Source organism: Pedobacter sp. AC379, from assembly GCF_979258145.1.
Genome location: NZ_OZ409839.1, coordinates 389,386 through 404,511 on the forward strand (window position 1 = coordinate 389,386; position 15,126 = coordinate 404,511).

The 15,126-nt window shown below is 37.8% G+C and carries 14 protein-coding genes; 8 read left to right on the forward strand and 6 right to left on the reverse strand.

The genetic code is table 11. The features are described 5' to 3' along the window. Window positions 1-30 precede the first annotated feature (30 nt). Window positions 31-285 (reverse strand): hypothetical protein, encoded by a 255-nt coding sequence (locus ACZZZW_RS01675; RefSeq protein WP_055914227.1) that lies wholly within the window; start codon window positions 283-285, stop codon window positions 31-33. Window positions 286-384: 99 nt separating this feature from the next. On the opposite strand from ACZZZW_RS01675, the gene ACZZZW_RS01680 reads away from it, so the two are divergent. Then, window positions 385-735 (forward strand): hypothetical protein, encoded by a 351-nt coding sequence (locus ACZZZW_RS01680; RefSeq protein WP_055914230.1) that lies wholly within the window; start codon window positions 385-387, stop codon window positions 733-735. Window positions 736-817: 82 nt separating this feature from the next. Further along, on the forward strand, window positions 818-2,200 hold the full coding sequence (locus tag ACZZZW_RS01685; RefSeq protein ID WP_055914233.1) for an MBL fold metallo-hydrolase RNA specificity domain-containing protein: 1,383 nt from the start codon (window positions 818-820) through the stop codon (window positions 2,198-2,200). Window positions 2,201-2,695: 495 nt separating this feature from the next. Here ACZZZW_RS01685 and ACZZZW_RS01690 read toward each other — a convergent pair whose 3' ends face one another. Both ACZZZW_RS01690 and proB read right to left on the reverse strand, forming a co-directional pair. Beyond that, complete coding sequence (locus ACZZZW_RS01690) at window positions 2,696-3,943, reverse strand: glutamate-5-semialdehyde dehydrogenase (protein ID WP_463492123.1); 1,248 nt, start codon at window positions 3,941-3,943, stop codon at window positions 2,696-2,698. 93 nt (window positions 3,944-4,036) lie between these two features. Then, window positions 4,037-5,116 carry a glutamate 5-kinase gene (gene proB, locus ACZZZW_RS01695; protein WP_055914239.1) on the reverse strand — a complete coding sequence of 360 codons (1,080 nt, stop codon included), beginning with the start codon at window positions 5,114-5,116 and terminating at the stop codon, window positions 4,037-4,039. 271 nt (window positions 5,117-5,387) lie between these two features. Here proB and ACZZZW_RS01700 point away from each other — a divergent pair, with 271 nt between their 5' ends. From ACZZZW_RS01700 to def, 4 genes are all read left to right on the forward strand, one after another. After that, window positions 5,388-7,538: a S9 family peptidase gene (locus ACZZZW_RS01700; protein ID WP_463492124.1), complete on the forward strand. Its 2,151-nt coding sequence runs from the start codon at window positions 5,388-5,390 to the stop codon at window positions 7,536-7,538. Between the two features lie 83 nt (window positions 7,539-7,621). Then, window positions 7,622-8,074: a hypothetical protein gene (locus tag ACZZZW_RS01705; protein WP_055914244.1), complete on the forward strand. Its 453-nt coding sequence runs from the start codon at window positions 7,622-7,624 to the stop codon at window positions 8,072-8,074. Between the two features lie 26 nt (window positions 8,075-8,100). After that, entirely contained in the window at window positions 8,101-9,333 is a 1,233-nt protein-coding gene (locus tag ACZZZW_RS01710) for a M16 family metallopeptidase (RefSeq protein ID WP_055914247.1), read from the forward strand. Between the two features lie 146 nt (window positions 9,334-9,479). Next, window positions 9,480-10,040: a peptide deformylase gene (def, locus tag ACZZZW_RS01715; protein WP_055914249.1), complete on the forward strand. Its 561-nt coding sequence runs from the start codon at window positions 9,480-9,482 to the stop codon at window positions 10,038-10,040. A gap of 139 nt (window positions 10,041-10,179) precedes the next feature. On the opposite strand, the gene ACZZZW_RS01720 is transcribed toward def, so the two are convergent. From ACZZZW_RS01720 to ACZZZW_RS01730, 3 genes are read right to left on the reverse strand one after another with little or no spacing between them, the layout of a single operon-like run. Beyond that, window positions 10,180-10,815, reverse strand: a complete 636-nt coding sequence (locus tag ACZZZW_RS01720) for a peptidase associated/transthyretin-like domain-containing protein (protein ID WP_055914252.1) — start codon at window positions 10,813-10,815, stop codon at window positions 10,180-10,182. A 53-nt stretch (window positions 10,816-10,868) separates the two neighbouring features. Continuing rightward, on the reverse strand, window positions 10,869-11,114 hold the full coding sequence (locus ACZZZW_RS01725) for a NifU family protein (protein WP_029274884.1): 246 nt from the start codon (window positions 11,112-11,114) through the stop codon (window positions 10,869-10,871). Window positions 11,115-11,148: 34 nt separating this feature from the next. Next, window positions 11,149-12,225, reverse strand: a complete 1,077-nt coding sequence (locus ACZZZW_RS01730; RefSeq protein WP_055914255.1) for an Mrp/NBP35 family ATP-binding protein — start codon at window positions 12,223-12,225, stop codon at window positions 11,149-11,151. A 131-nt stretch (window positions 12,226-12,356) separates the two neighbouring features. On the opposite strand from ACZZZW_RS01730, the gene ACZZZW_RS01735 reads away from it, so the two are divergent. Then, the gene (locus ACZZZW_RS01735) at window positions 12,357-14,516 is read left to right on the forward strand and encodes a transglycosylase domain-containing protein (RefSeq protein ID WP_463492125.1); all 2,160 of its coding nucleotides are present in this window, start codon (window positions 12,357-12,359) and stop codon (window positions 14,514-14,516) included. 61 nt (window positions 14,517-14,577) lie between these two features. After that, window positions 14,578-15,120, forward strand: coding sequence for a hypoxanthine phosphoribosyltransferase (gene hpt / locus ACZZZW_RS01740; RefSeq protein ID WP_055914260.1), 543 nt, complete (start codon window positions 14,578-14,580; stop codon window positions 15,118-15,120). Window positions 15,121-15,126: the final 6 nt, after the last annotated feature.

Below are 15,126 nucleotides of genomic sequence, written 5' to 3' on the forward strand. Positions count from 1 at the left end.
CGATTTTAAAATCGGGCCTTTTTTTTGTGACTATAACTCTTCTATATCCTCATCATCTTCTTCAGGCACGTACTTTTCAATGGCCTGGCCGATGGCATTAACTTCTTCATCTTCTTCAAAAATTGGCAATTCGGTTTTATAATCCATTTTTAGCCAAATTGAAGAGGTATCTTTTTGAATCTGAATATATTCCTTACCATCTTTAAAAATGGTGTAAGAATCATTTCCTTCAGGGAAAACTGAATAGTTTATTGGTCCGATTACGATATCAAAAGGCTCTTGCATGCTGAATGTTTTTTTACAAAGATAAAAAATCTTTTCGTTGACTTTGAGCTTGACCGGATATATCATACATTCTTATCTTTATAGGATCAATTGATAAAGATGGATTTTTCAAAAGCAGATAACAAGGTTGCCCGAAAATTATTTGAGGTAGCTTTACAAAGAGAATTAATAAAAGGCATGCACGAATTCGCTGAAGTTTTGGATCAATGGAAAACGCAACAGCCTGTAGACAATAGGGATGATTACTATAAGATATTTACTACAGTAAAGGATTTTGACAAACATATCGCCAGAAGATATGACGGTCTCAAAAATTCCTGGTTTTTTGATACGGTCATTGCTATGCTTTTAGACAAAACAATCACACAAGCTGATTTAGAACATTTTTCAGAAGAAGCCAAAACTGAAATCTTAAGGATTCTAAAATTCAGGGAAAACGACAGACTATAATTAAAAAATTACGCCTGATTGTTTAAAAATCCCATCAATTATACTACTTTACGGCTAAAGAATTTACTGTACAGATAAGAAGATGAAGTTAACGTTTTGGGGCGCAGCACAACAAGTAACAGGCAGTATGCACTTGCTGGAGGCTGGCCATTATAAAATACTGATAGATTGTGGGTTAGATTACGAGAAAGAAACCTACCAGGAAGAAAACCAACAGTTTCCATTCGATCCGGCAAGTATAAACCTGGTTATTTTAACCCACGCCCATATTGATCACTCCGGCAATTTACCTACGTTGGTGCGCCTGGGTTTTGATGGACAAGTACTTTGTACACCACCAACAGCCGATTTAACTTCAATATTATTATTCGATTCTGTGGAACTTTTTTTAAGAAAGGCAGGTCGAAAACCCAGAACCAAACGAGGCAATTTTAGTGGCCCAAAACCCTTGTATCTGCACAAACATGTGATGGATACGATTGATCGTTTTGTAACTATTGCTTTTAATAAGCCTTTTAAAATAAACGGCGATATTAGTTTAACTTTTGTTCCTGTTGGGCATTTATTAGGCGCAGCTGCCGCTGTTTTAACTATAAATGACCATGGTGAGGAAAAGAAAATTGCTTTTACCGGTGATATTGGAAGAGATAATTATCCGGTTTTAGTTAATCCCGAACCATTGCCCGAAGTTGATTACCTGGTAAGTGAAGCAACCTACGGCGGAAGAATGCATACTAAAGATCAAACTTTGGAAGAAAGATTGGTACAGGAAATTACCGAAGCTTGTATAAAAAGCCCCGGTAGATTGATTATTCCTGCATTCAGTATTGGTAGAACACAATCTTTGGTATTTGCTTTAAATCAAATTTTCACCAAAAAACTGTTGCCGCCAGTTCAAATCTTTGTAGATAGTCCTATGGCTATTCAAGCTACAGAGGTTTACCGTAAACACCATAACCTGGTAAACCAGGAGGCTAAGGATTTTTACCAAACCATGGGTGATGAATTTGAATTTGAGCATTTGGCTTATGTTCACACCATGAAAGAGAGTAAAGATGTTTCCAATTATTTTGATCCATGCATCATCATTTCATCAGCAGGTATGTTAGAAGGTGGCCGGATTCAGGATCACCTGTATTACAACATTCAAAATTATTACTGCACCATTCTGTTTATTGGTTATTGCGCAAAAGGAACACTTGGCTATAAATTATTAAGCGGCGCACCAATTGTTCGGATTAAAGACCGCGAAATGATGGTTTATGCTACAATACGCCAAACGGATTTGCTTAGCGGGCATGGCGACCATAACGATTTAATTAAAACAATAAAACAAACGGGGCAACCCAAAAAAGTATTCTTGGTTCATGGTGAAGATAAGAGCCTGCAAAGCTTATCATCGGCATTACAGGAAGATGGTTTTAATGTTGCAGTTCCCGAAAGAGGAGAAGTATTTGAATTGTAGCGAATTGCGTATGGGCTCGTTCATGGTTTTTTGGTTGATAGTCCATGGTTTTTTGGCTCATAGCTGATGGTTTGGCGGCCATTGACCATAATCTAGTAACCATTTGTCTTTTAATTGGTTTACCATGGTTTTCGGCCCATAGCTGATGGTCTGCGCGGCTATTAACCATTGTGATTAGACTGGACGATAGTTCATGGTTTTTTGGCTCATAGCTAATGGTTTGGCGGCCATTGAAAATATCTAGTTACCATTTGTCTTTTAATTGGTTTACCATGGTTTTCGGCTCATAGCTGAGTGCTCCGCGGCCATTGACCATTGTGAATCAGGCTGACGATAGTTCATGGTTTTTTGGCTCATAGCTGATCCCTCCCAGGCTATCGACCATAATCAATTAACCATTATCTTCTGATTGGTTTGTAAAGCGTTTTGGCTGATCGCTCCGCGGCCATTGACCATAATCTATTAACCATCGTGCTTTTTTTGTAATGAAAACGATTAACCCCTTACTTGGCCGTTTCCCCTCACCACCCATTTGTAGCTGGTTAATTCTTCAAGTCCCATTGGGCCACGGGCATGAAGTTTTTGCGTACTGATCCCAATTTCGGCTCCCAGGCCAAACTGTGCCCCATCTGTAAACCCGGTAGAAGCATTGGCATACACCGCAGCGGCATCTACTTCATTTAAAAATTGAGTAATATTACCAACATCTTCCGATATAATTGCTTCGCTGTGTTTCGAGCTGTATTTTGCAATGTGGTTTAATGCATCATTTAAATCTTCAACTATTTTTACGGCAAGCTTTAACGATAAAAACTCTGTGCCGAAATGTTCTGGCGCAGCATGATTTAACAATTCTGCAGGATAAGTAGCTTTTAATGCATTATAACTTTTTTCATCTGCATAAAGCTCAACATTTCCATCAGCCAAAGGCGATAAAAGTGCAGATAAATCGTTCAGGCTGTTCTTGTTGATCAACACACAATCAAGCGAATTACAAACACTTACCCTCCTGGTTTTTGCGTTAAAAATAATTACTTTTCCTTTTTCCAAATCTCCAGATTCATCAAAATAAGTATGAACAATCCCTGCTCCGGTTTCTATGACAGGAATTTTGCTGTTTTCGCGGACATAAGTAATTAAAGATTGACTTCCTCTCGGAATCAGCACATCAACAAAACCTCTTGCATTTAATAAAGCTTCAGTAGCTGCCCTTTCTGCAGGCAATAGTGTTAATACATCACGATTAATTTTATGTTTATCCAATACTTCGTGGATCACTTTTGCAATCGCCAGATTTGAAAATTCTGCATCGCTTCCACCTTTAAGTACAGCCACGTTTCCTGTTTTAAAACAAAGTGAAAATACATCGGCAGTAACATTCGGGCGCGCTTCGTAAATTACACCTACAACACCTAATGGCACACTAACTTTCTGAATATGAAGGTGATTTTCAAGCGTTTTATCTGAAAGAATTTTACCTAAAGGACTGTTTAAACCTGCAACATTTATAAGATCGTTCGCAATATCAGCAATGCGCGCTGTGCTTAACTTTAGCCTGTCGTATTTTGGATCTTCGATAGGCATTTTTGCTAAATCTTTTACATTCTCAGTAAGAATTGATGCTGTATTGGCTACCAAAGCCTCAGCCAGATCTGTTAGAACAGCATTTGTCGTTTCTTTACCAACGCCAACCAAGGTACGACTTGCTTGTTTTGCTTTTTCGAAGTATTGTTTGTAATCCATTGTTTTGTTTTAATTAGAGGTTCGTCATGCTGAATTTATTTCAGCATCTATTAATAAGATCCTGAAACGAGTTCAGGATGACGAATGAGCCTGCTAAATAGCCGAATAAAAATAATCGTAATGCACCAGCGCTTTCTGTTTCTTTTGTCCAATGCGTTCCCTGGCTTTATCCGAACCATATTCTGCGATGCCCAATCCGATCAGGTTATTTTTTTCATCCACAATTTTAATAATATCGCCCTTTAAAAAATCTGTTTGTATTTCGATAATCCCCACGGGCAATAAACTGGTGGCTTTTCCTGAGGTTAGTACGGTTTTTGCACCATCGTTTAATTTCACAACACCAGTTGCAGCTGTTTCCGAATGAGCAATCCATTTTTTCTTGCCTGATTTACTTTTTTCGGGTACAAAACGAGTGTGCACCAATTCATTATTTAATAATTCCGTAAGCACATCGTTTTTAGTTCCATTGGCAATATGAACCGTTATGCCAAGTTTCGCCACTTTTTGTGCCATGGTAGATTTAGTAATCATCCCCCCACGCCCAAATTGCGATTTACCTGTTTGTATAAAAGATGCCAAATTAGCAACCGAGCCATTAATTTCTTCAATAACAGCCGATCCTTCAATTTTTGGGTCGCCATTATAAATTCCATTCACATTAGATAAGATAATCAGCGCGTCAGCATTTAACATCGAAGCAATTAATCCGGCAAGCTCATCATTATCAGTAAACATCAACTCGGTAACAGATACCACATCGTTTTCATTTACAACAGGAATTACCTCATTTTGAAGCAAAATCTGCAAACAGTTTTTCATGTTTAAATAATGTGCCCGGTCGCGAAAATCTTCTTTGGTAACCAAAACCTGCGCACACTGAATATCATGGGTGGCAAAAAAATTAGCATAGGTATTAATTAATTTCACCTGGCCAATTGCAGCCAATAACTGTCGGGTAGTTACCGCATCTTGCTTTTCAGAAACCTTAATCAGGCTTCTACCAGATGCTACTGCCCCCGAAGAAACAAGAATAACTTCAATACCTTGTTTTTTAATATCTGCCAATTGGTTTACAAGGTGTTTAATCCTTGCTTCATCGGGCAAACCATTCGCTTGTGTAATTACATTTGAACCAACTTTAACAACTATTTTTTTGTAGCCTAATTTCATCCTTCTTTTCAAGCATTTTGATTTGGCAATTTAACATCAATTTTTCTATTTCGGATAATTATCTATAGGCTTTATGGATTTTTGCTAAAATGGTAATAGGTGGTTTGGGATTGAGCGCTTGGCGTTTGGTGCAGCATAATCGATTTAAACAATTAACAAGTTATCCTGCCCGCCACTACTACTGAACACGGAACAAATGAACTCCTGAGCTAATGCTAATAAACTATTGAACTATTTGACTAAATTGCATTTGAACCTAAATCAAACCGCTATGAAACGTATCTTACCCAGCCTAATTGTACTTAGTACAGTTATGGCTTGCAATAACCCCCAAAAGAAAGAAATGAAAGCGATTAAGTGGCCCGATGCCAAAGCTCCTGTAGCAGAAATTATTCCTCACCAAAGAGTAATACATGGCGATACTGTAGTAGATAATTACTATTGGATGATCGATTACTTTAAAAAAGGTCCGGATAGTACAAAAGTTGTCAATTATTTAAAAGCCGAAAATACTTACCTCAACACAATGATGAAAAGTACAGATCAATTTCAGGCTGATCTGTTTAAAGAAATGAAGGGAAGGATAAAGGAGAAAGATGAATCTGTACCTGTTTTAAAGAACGGCTATTTTTATTATACAAGAACCGAAGATGGACAACAATACTTTAAATATTGCCGGAAAAAGGGAAGTTTATCAGCTGCTGAAGAGGTTTTGCTAGATGTTGACGACCTTGCAAAAGGGCACACTTATTATAGTGCTACAGGTTTTAGTGTTAGTCCTGACAATAAACTTTTAGCTTTTGGTGTGGATCAGGTTTCTCGCCGCCAATACACCATTAACATTAAAAATTTAGAAACAGGAGAAATACTTAAAGATGCCATTACCAATACCGAAAGTGCAGTAGCATGGGCAAATGATAATAAAACATTTTTTTACACCTCAAAAAACCCTGTTACGCTTTTAAGTGAGAAAATTAAAAAACACACACTTGGTACGGATGCCAAAACAGATGCGGTAGTTTATGAGGAGAAAGACAACAGCAACTATATTGGCGTAATGAAATCAAAAAACGGTCGATACATTTTCATCGGCTCACAGGGAACACTAAGCGCTGAATATAGAATGATTGATGCTGATCATCCTGAAAATGCTTTTAAAGTGTTTTCTAGCCGATCGAAAGATGTTTTATACGACATTTTGCCTGTAGACGATAAATTTTATATTATAACCAATTGGAACGCCAAAAATTTCCGCCTGATGGAATGCCCTTTGGATAAAACAGAAAAGGAGAACTGGAAAGAGGTTATTCCAAACCGCAAAGATGTTTTACTCGAATATGGGGAAGAATTTAAAGATCATTTGGTATTATCAGAACGTAAAAACGGCTTGACAGAGCTCCGCGTACTTAAAAATGATGGGGGCGATTACTACATCAAATTTGATGAGCCTGTTTATGCTGCCGGAGTAGGTGCAAACCCGGAGTACAACAGTAAAACGCTCCGTTATTCTTACACTTCTTTAACCACACCAAGTTCTGTTTATGATTACGACCTTGATAAGAAGGATAAAAAACTAATGAAGCAACAGGAAGTTATTGGTGGCTACGATCCTAATGATTACGCAACAGAACGTGTTTTCGCTACGGCAAAGGATGGAACAAAGATTCCGATCGCTCTGGTTTATAAAAAGGGTTTCGAAAAGAATGGACATGCGCCATTGCTGTTGTACGCTTATGGATCTTATGGAGCAAGCACCGATGCCACTTTCTCTTCACCCAGATTAAGCCTTTTAAACCGTGGTTTCGTTTTCGCTATTGCAAATATCCGTGGCGGACAGGAAATGGGCAGACAGTGGTATGAAGATGGCAAGCTGATGAAAAAGAAAAACACATTTACCGATTTTATTGCTGCAGGCGAATATCTTGTTGATCAAAAGTACACTTCTAAAGGTCATTTATATGCACATGGAGGCAGCGCAGGAGGCTTATTGATGGGTGCAGTTGCCAATATGGCTCCTGATTTATGGAACGGAATTATTGCTGATGTTCCTTTTGTAGATGTAATTAATACCATGCTGGATGAAAGCATTCCGTTGACCACAAATGAATTTGATGAGTGGGGAAATCCTAAACAAAAAGCAGCTTACGATTATATGAAAAGCTATTCCCCTTACGAAAATGTAGAGAAAAAGGCCTACCCGAATATGCTGGTTACCACAGGCCTGCACGATAGCCAGGTGCAGTATTTCGAACCTGCCAAATGGGTGGCTAAACTAAGGGCTACAAAAACAGATAAGAACGTACTATTGCTTAAAACCAATATGGAATTTGGCCATGGCGGCGCATCAGGCCGTTTCGATTACTTAAAAGATGTTTCCTTACGGTGGGCATTTTTGTTCTCGCTGGAGGGGATAACGAAATAATTTTTTTACCCGGTTCGTCATTTCCGCCTGAGCGGGAATGACGACCACCCTTTTTAAAATATAAATCAAGCTAAAACCCCACAATGAACACCAAACTAAAAACACTCCAAATTATCCATCTTGCCTTATGCTCAGGGGTTTTCCTTTTTGCATTGGTAACCATTTTTCTAAATCGCGAAATGATGTTTTTCGATGCCAATCCTAAAACCACATCACCCTTTAACCCAATATTTCCGATCATGGGTTTGATCACGATTTCTGCAAGTATCTTTTTTCATAGAAATTTAATGGCAAAAATTAATAAAAATGCACCTGTCGATACAAAAATCAATATGTATCAAAGTGCATTTATCATTAGCTCAGCGATGCTGGAAGGAGGTGCGCTTTTTAACATTGTTGGTTTTTTTATCACACATAATTCGTTCTTTTTGATTTTTGCTGCGGCAAATTTTGCTTTTTTGGTACTTAAAAGGCCAACTAAAGATAAATTGATCTCCACTTTACAATTGCAATATCCAGATACAGAGTCATTGTGAGCAAATAGCCTTATCTTTGCCCTTCAATGGAATACAATGTTCACACTTTGCCAAACGGTATACGCTTATTGCATGTGCCTTCGGCCTCTGCCATATCACACGCCTGCGTTATCGTAAATACCGGCTCTCGCGATGAGCCGGAAAATAAAGCAGGTTTAGCGCATTTTATCGAACACCTGATTTTTAAAAGAACTGAAAAACGCAGTACCAATCAGATTTTAAACCGCTTAGAAAGTGTTGGTGCTGATTTAAATGCCTATACCACAAAGGAATACACCTGCATACATGCTTCTTTTTTAAACCCTTATCTGGATAGAACTTTAGATCTTTTCAACGATATTCTGTTCCACTCTACTTTTCCCGAAGAGGAAATGGATAAAGAGAAAAGTGTAATCCTGGATGAGATTTCTTCTTACCTGGATCAACCTGAAGAAGCCATTAACGATGATTTTGAAGACATGCTTTTTGCAGGGCATCCACTTGGCAACAACATTTTGGGCACAACTGAAACGGTGCAGCATTTTACCCGCGAAGATGTAATTAATTTTAGAAAAGCCAATTACCGAACAAATGAAATTGTAGTGGCTATTTTAGGAAATTATACCCTAAACAGCGTAGTTAGCAAGGGCAGCAAACATTTTGCCAATGTTGAAGAAAATAATCCCGATAAAGCCAGGTTAAAACCAACCGTACTATCACAAAGCAATACCACCATTTACAAACCGATTATGCAGGCACACTGCATTTTGGGCACCCAGGCTTATTCTACCCATCAGGAGAAAAAGGTACCCTTAATGCTGTTGAACAATTATTTTGGTGGTAACGGAATGAGTTCGGTTTTAAACCTGCAGATTAGAGAGAAATATGGGATAGCGTACACAATAGAATCTAATTTTTCTCCATTAAGCGATACGGGTATTTTTTCAATTTATTTTGGAACAGATAAAGAAAAACAGACCAAAGCACTTTCTCTAATTTTTAAAGAAATTAAAAGGCTTAGAGAACATCCCTTAAATGAACTTCAATTGCAAAAAGCAAAAAACAAGTTTATAGGGCAAATTGCCTTGGGAGAAGAAAATAGAATCGGACTAATTATTTCGATGGCAAAAAGCCTGATCGATCACAATAAAATAGATTCTTTAGAAACTGTTTTTGAGAAAATAAATGCAGTTACCACCAAAGAAATGGCCGATGTGGTGCATGAAATATTAGATATTGAGCACCTGAATATCTTTACTTTCTGCCCAATAGAGGAATAATTCTTATTTTTGTAAAAAAATGCTCGTGCATTGCTTTACTTTTTCGTTATTGCAAGGTACAAAGCAACAATACAACAATCGCTGGTTCAACCAGCGCATTAAAACTGCTTCGTACCCGTAATGAAGGACGACATAAATATTATACAATGAAATTACCAATAGTAGCATACGGCGATCCTGTTTTAAAAAAGGTAGGAACCGATATTGATAAAGATTATCCAGAACTAAAACAATTGATCAGCGATATGTTCGACACCATGTATTACGCAAATGGTGTAGGTTTGGCCGCTCCTCAGATTGGCTTGCCTATCCGTTTGTTTATTGTAGATACCGGTGAAGATGAAGATGGCAAACCTGGTTATAAAAAAGTATTTATCAACGCCGAAATTTTAGAAGAAACCGGAGAAGCCTGGAGTTTTAACGAAGGCTGTTTGAGTATTCCTGATATCCGCGAAAACATTATGCGCAAGCCTAATATCAAAATTACTTATTTTGATGAAAACTGGGTAGAGCATACTGAAGATGTAGACGGAATGCCAGCACGCGTAATCCAACATGAATACGACCATATTGAAGGTAAATTATTTACCGACAAAGTAAGTGTGCTCCGTAAAACCATGCTTAAAAGCAAGCTGGATGCGATTTCGAAAGGAAATATCAAAACGGATTACAAAATGAAGTTTCCGAATAAAAGTAAGAAAAGATAAGTTTTAATGTAAGATATCAAAGGGAAAGTGGAAACATTTTCCCTTTTTTATTTAAGGTTCGTCGCTATTAATTGCTCTTATACGTCTAAAATAAAATTAAGGTAATAATTATCTTTTGCAATGGACCTCTGTACCCAGACTAATTCGTCCGGCTCTTATCGCCATCAAAGATCTGCTGCATCAGCTTGCCCCAGGCAAAAGGGTTAAGTAGGGGGTTGGTTTGCACCATGTTCTTATTGATCATCCTATCAAAATTATACCTGTAATTCTGACTTCCGATTTCTTGCCCATCACGCGGTAAGGTTTGTATTAAACCATCAATTGAGGAACGGGAGAGGTTCTTTTTGGCAATGGCCATATCATCATCCGCCAGTTTCATTGATAAAAACTCGCGGGTAAATTCTTCTGTTGTGGCCCAAGGGAAAACACGTACTGATGGTAAATCAATCACATTGGCTTTTAATTTAACCATAATGGTGTACTTACTATCAGGGGTACTTTCCGGAATTACTGTAGAAAATTTTTTGTAACCAATAGCGGTAAATAAAATGGTATCGCCAGGGTTTACAATAAAAGTAAAATACCCTCTATAATCAGCACCAACCCTTTTACTCTTGGCAGAAAGATTGGTGATGGTAACATAAGGAATCACATTTGAACTATCAATATCGGTAATAATCCCAGAAAATTGGATGAGTTTATCCTGTGCCGGCTTTTGTTGCGCAAAAGCGGTTACAGAAAAAATTAAGCAAATCAGGGCAATACAATATCTCATTAAGACAAAAGTAATTTTATTAATAAAACTTCCTTGTTAAATAGTGTTAAAGCTTAATCCTGCTCGGCCATGTTTACGGCTACAACTGAAGTGATCTGTGGAACGGCTTTCATAATTGCCTGTTCAATACCAGATTTCATAGTCATGAAACTCATCGGGCAAGAACCACAGTTGCCTAAAAGCTTAAGCTTTACCGTTCCTTCTGATGTAATTTCTTCAACAGAAACATCACCTCCATCAGCCTTTAAATATGGCCTGATAGTTTCCAATGCCTGTTCTACTTGTTCTGTTAAATTCATTATATATATTTTAATTTATAAAAATAGTAATTTTTTAGCAATTCACCATTTGCGCATTGTTGATGGATATCTGCTGTGCAATTTTACTTGCAATATCACCAAATATAACATCCAACAGAGGGTTTTGGTTCAAAGCAACCGGTTTTCCGTTATCCCCAGCTTCCGAAATACTTTGTATAATCGGAATTTCACCTAAAAATGGCACATCAAAGCGTTCAGCAAGTTTAGTACCGCCACCTTTTCCGAAGATATAATATTTATTCTCAGGCAATTCTGCAGGAGTAAAATACGACATGTTTTCTATAACACCTAAAATTGGAATATTAATTCCTGGCATCCTGAACATAGCCAAACCCTTGTGGGTATCGGCAAGTGCTACCTGTTGAGGTGTGGTAACCACCACTGCGCCAGAAATAGGGAAACTTTGGGTTATGGTAATGTGGATATCTCCCGTTCCCGGTGGAAGATCTACGATCAGATAATCCAATTCGCCCCAATTTGTATCGTTGAACAACTGCTTTACCGCGTTAGATGCCATTGGTCCGCGCCATGGCACAGGTTGGCCTGGATCTGCAAAAAAACCCAGCGACAATAACTTGATTCCGTATTTTTCGATCGGTAAAATTTTTGTTTTCCCGTCTGCAGTTTCTTCAGCTCCAGGCTTGGCATCAACAAGATCGAACATCGTGGGTACCGATGGCCCGTAAATATCGGCATCGATTAGTCCCACTTTGGCACCATCTTTAGCCAGTACAACCGCCAAATTGCTTGCCACTGTTGATTTACCAACGCCACCTTTGCCAGATGAAACCAAAATGATGTTTTTGATGTTATCTAACGATGATGAATTGGTTGGCTGGGTAACCCTCGACGTTACATTGATGATTACTTCTGCCGTTTGCGAAACAAAATGTTTGATTGCATTTGTACAGGCATTTTTCAACATCTCCTTCATCGGACATGCTGGTGTAGTAAGCTCTAGTGTAAAATTGACCTGGTTATCCGTTATCTGTAAATCTTTAATCATGTTTAAAGTAACCAGATCTTTTTTAAGATCGGGATCTTCAACATTTTTAAGCGCATCTAAAACTTGTTGCGGGCTAATCTGCATGGTATTAATTTAAATTCAAAATTAACAAAACATAGCCATAAATACTTTTATTTAGGCTTTTTAACTGTAATTTTAACACGAAATAAACATTTAATTGTTACGTTTAAGCAATTAACCATTTTAACGACTATATGCGAATACCAAAAATTAAGATCCCCAAAAAATATTTAAAAATCGGAGCCTGGGTTTTAGGTGTTTTTTTAGTTGTTTGTATCGCTTTAGGTGCGGTAGCGTATAGCAAAAGGGAAGCACTTCTTAAAAAAATGGTGGCGAAGGCAATAGCAAAAGCCGATAAAGATTATGGCTTAGAAGTTAAAATTGGCTCCGCTGGCTTTACAGGCCTTAGTACCGTTAAAATGACGAACATTTCTGTTGTTCCCAAAGAGCGCGATACCCTCTCCAACATTGGTGAGTTAAGTGTAGGCGTAAAGCTTCTTCCTCTTATTTTTGGCAATGTAAAGCTCTCAGAAGTAAAACTGAACGATGGTTTTGTGAGTGTGGTGCTTAAAGACTCTACCACGAATATCGATTTCATTTTAAAAAGAAAAAAGAAGGACAGCACAGAAAACAAGGGCAAGGTTAACCTGTCAGAAATAGCGAGCAATATTTTAAATCAGGTTTTGTATAAAATACCTGATGATATGGATGTACAGAACATGATTTTTAAATTAAACGATCATGATACCGCCAAATTAAGTTTTGCAACCATGGCAACAATAGATGGTGGCGACTTAAAATCGGCAATAAATGTAAATAATGGCGAATCTACCTGGCATGTTGATGGTTATGTAAATCCAGGCAGTAAAGAGTTGCGGTTTACGGCTTATGCGGATGGAAAAAAACTCGAATTGCCCTACCTGGACAATAAATTACACGCAAAATTAAGCTTCGACACCCTTCAAACAGAACTTAAAAACGCAAAATACAGTGGAGATGATTATAAAATTTCTGGTTCATGGTCGGTAAAAAACATGTTGATCAATCAACCCCGGATTGCTTCAAATGATATTATTGTACAACACGCAAAATTGGATGCAGATATTCTGGTCGGACCAAATTACATTACGCTCGACAGCACTTCAACAGCATTCCTTAAAAATGCTCAGATTCATCCCTACGTTAAATACACACTGGGTAAAAACAAAATTTATGAGTTAAAGCTAAATGCCGAAGAACAAGATGCACAAGGCGTTTTAGATGCGTTTCCACAAGGCTTATTCGAATCGTTGGAAGGACTAAAAGTACAAGGAAAAGTTAAATACAACCTTAATTTTTATTTGGATACGAAAATTCCTGATAGCGTTCGGTTCAGCTCTACGTTAACTCCGGTAAACTTTAAAATTGTACAATGGGGTAAAACCAATTTACAAAAAATAAACAGTCCATTCGTTTACACGCCTTATGAGTACGGCAAGCCCATGCGCGACATTACCATTGGCCCAGCTAACCCAAACTTTACCCCATTATCTGCTATTTCGAAAAACTTCATCAATGCCGTCTTAACTGCAGAAGATCCTTCATTTTTTACGCACAATGGTTTTGTTGAAGAATCTATCCGTAAATCTATTGCGGTTAATTTTAAAGAAAAGAAATTTAAACGCGGTGGCAGTACCATCAGTATGCAACTGGTTAAAAATGTTTATTTAAGCCGGCAGAAAACCCTGGCCCGCAAGGCAGAAGAGATCTTAATTGTTTGGCTTATTGAGCACAACCACCTGGTAAGCAAACAGCGGATGTTGGAGGTTTATTTCAATATTATGGAATTAGGCCAAAACATTTATGGAATAGGAGAGGCATCAAGGTATTATTTTGGAAAACAACCTGCTGATTTAACCATTGGCGATGGATTGTTTCTCGCCAGCATTGTGCCAAAACCAAAGGCATCTATGTATAAATTTATGGCCGATGGAAGCTTAAAACCTTACATGTTTAACTATTTCAGGTTTATGGGAAATATTATGGCAAGAAGGGGCCTAGTAGCCAGCGATACTTCTGGTTATGGTTTTTATAATGTTCGTTTAAGAGAAGGCTTACGTAGGTATTTGGCTCCAGATACTGCTGTTATCGATACCAATGCTTTTGATGATGACGGAGATGGATTGCCTGTTGTAATTGTACATGATAAAAATAAAAGTTTCTTCGAACGCCTTTTTGGTGGAGGAGCTAAAAAGGATACTGCAAGCAAACCGGTAACTACTCCGGCAGATACCACCAAAACAAAAAAACAATTGAGACAGGAGCGCAGGGAAGAACGAAGAAGACAGAAAGAACTGGAAAAAACGCAACAGTAATTAGTTGGCAATTTTTAGTTTACAGTTCTACAAACAATAATTTAAACCATTTAACGGCAGCATGCACAAAATAAAAGTAGAAGATAAAGAGTTCGAGATATTTTTAGAAAACGATACTTTAAATAAACGGATCCGTTTACTGGGCATTCAACTCAATGTAGATTATGAGGGTAAATGCCCGTTATTTATAGGTGTGTTAAACGGAAGTTTCTTATTTATGGCCGATTTAATTAAAGAAATTAATGTGCCTTGCGAAATTGCTTTTATGCGTGTAGCATCTTACGAAGGAACATCAAGCTCTGGAAACGTAAAAGAACTGATTGGTTTACCAGAAAATATTGAAGGAAGAGACATCATCATTGTTGAAGATATTGTAGATACCGGTTTAACCCTAACCCATATTTTAAAAACAATTAAAGCAAAAAATCCTGCATCAGTTAAAGTAAGCTCACTTTTACTTAAACCAAGTGCACTAAAGTACGAAATTGAAGAGCTGGAGTATGTTGGTTTTGAAATACCTAACGAATTTGTGGTTGGATATGGTTTAGATTATAATGGCCTTGGCCGGAACCTAACCGACATTTATAGAGCAACGGGTGCATAATTTTTA

What these genes read in the sequence shown, in the direction of transcription:
- ACZZZW_RS01675 (WP_055914227.1), bottom strand. Translation starts at nt 285, where the DNA reads ATGCAAGAGCCTTTTGATATCGTAATCGGACCAATAAACTATTCAGTT.
- ACZZZW_RS01680 (WP_055914230.1), top strand. Translation starts at nt 385, where the DNA reads ATGGATTTTTCAAAAGCAGATAACAAGGTTGCCCGAAAATTATTTGAG.
- ACZZZW_RS01685 (WP_055914233.1), top strand. Translation starts at nt 818, where the DNA reads ATGAAGTTAACGTTTTGGGGCGCAGCACAACAAGTAACAGGCAGTATG.
- ACZZZW_RS01690 (WP_463492123.1), bottom strand. Translation starts at nt 3,943, where the DNA reads ATGGATTACAAACAATACTTCGAAAAAGCAAAACAAGCAAGTCGTACC.
- proB (WP_055914239.1), bottom strand. Translation starts at nt 5,116, where the DNA reads ATGAAATTAGGCTACAAAAAAATAGTTGTTAAAGTTGGTTCAAATGTA.
- ACZZZW_RS01700 (WP_463492124.1), top strand. Translation starts at nt 5,388, where the DNA reads ATGAAACGTATCTTACCCAGCCTAATTGTACTTAGTACAGTTATGGCT.
- ACZZZW_RS01705 (WP_055914244.1), top strand. Translation starts at nt 7,622, where the DNA reads ATGAACACCAAACTAAAAACACTCCAAATTATCCATCTTGCCTTATGC.
- ACZZZW_RS01710 (WP_055914247.1), top strand. Translation starts at nt 8,101, where the DNA reads ATGGAATACAATGTTCACACTTTGCCAAACGGTATACGCTTATTGCAT.
- def (WP_055914249.1), top strand. Translation starts at nt 9,480, where the DNA reads ATGAAATTACCAATAGTAGCATACGGCGATCCTGTTTTAAAAAAGGTA.
- ACZZZW_RS01720 (WP_055914252.1), bottom strand. Translation starts at nt 10,815, where the DNA reads ATGAGATATTGTATTGCCCTGATTTGCTTAATTTTTTCTGTAACCGCT.
- ACZZZW_RS01725 (WP_029274884.1), bottom strand. Translation starts at nt 11,114, where the DNA reads ATGAATTTAACAGAACAAGTAGAACAGGCATTGGAAACTATCAGGCCA.
- ACZZZW_RS01730 (WP_055914255.1), bottom strand. Translation starts at nt 12,225, where the DNA reads ATGCAGATTAGCCCGCAACAAGTTTTAGATGCGCTTAAAAATGTTGAA.
- ACZZZW_RS01735 (WP_463492125.1), top strand. Translation starts at nt 12,357, where the DNA reads ATGCGAATACCAAAAATTAAGATCCCCAAAAAATATTTAAAAATCGGA.
- hpt (WP_055914260.1), top strand. Translation starts at nt 14,578, where the DNA reads ATGCACAAAATAAAAGTAGAAGATAAAGAGTTCGAGATATTTTTAGAA.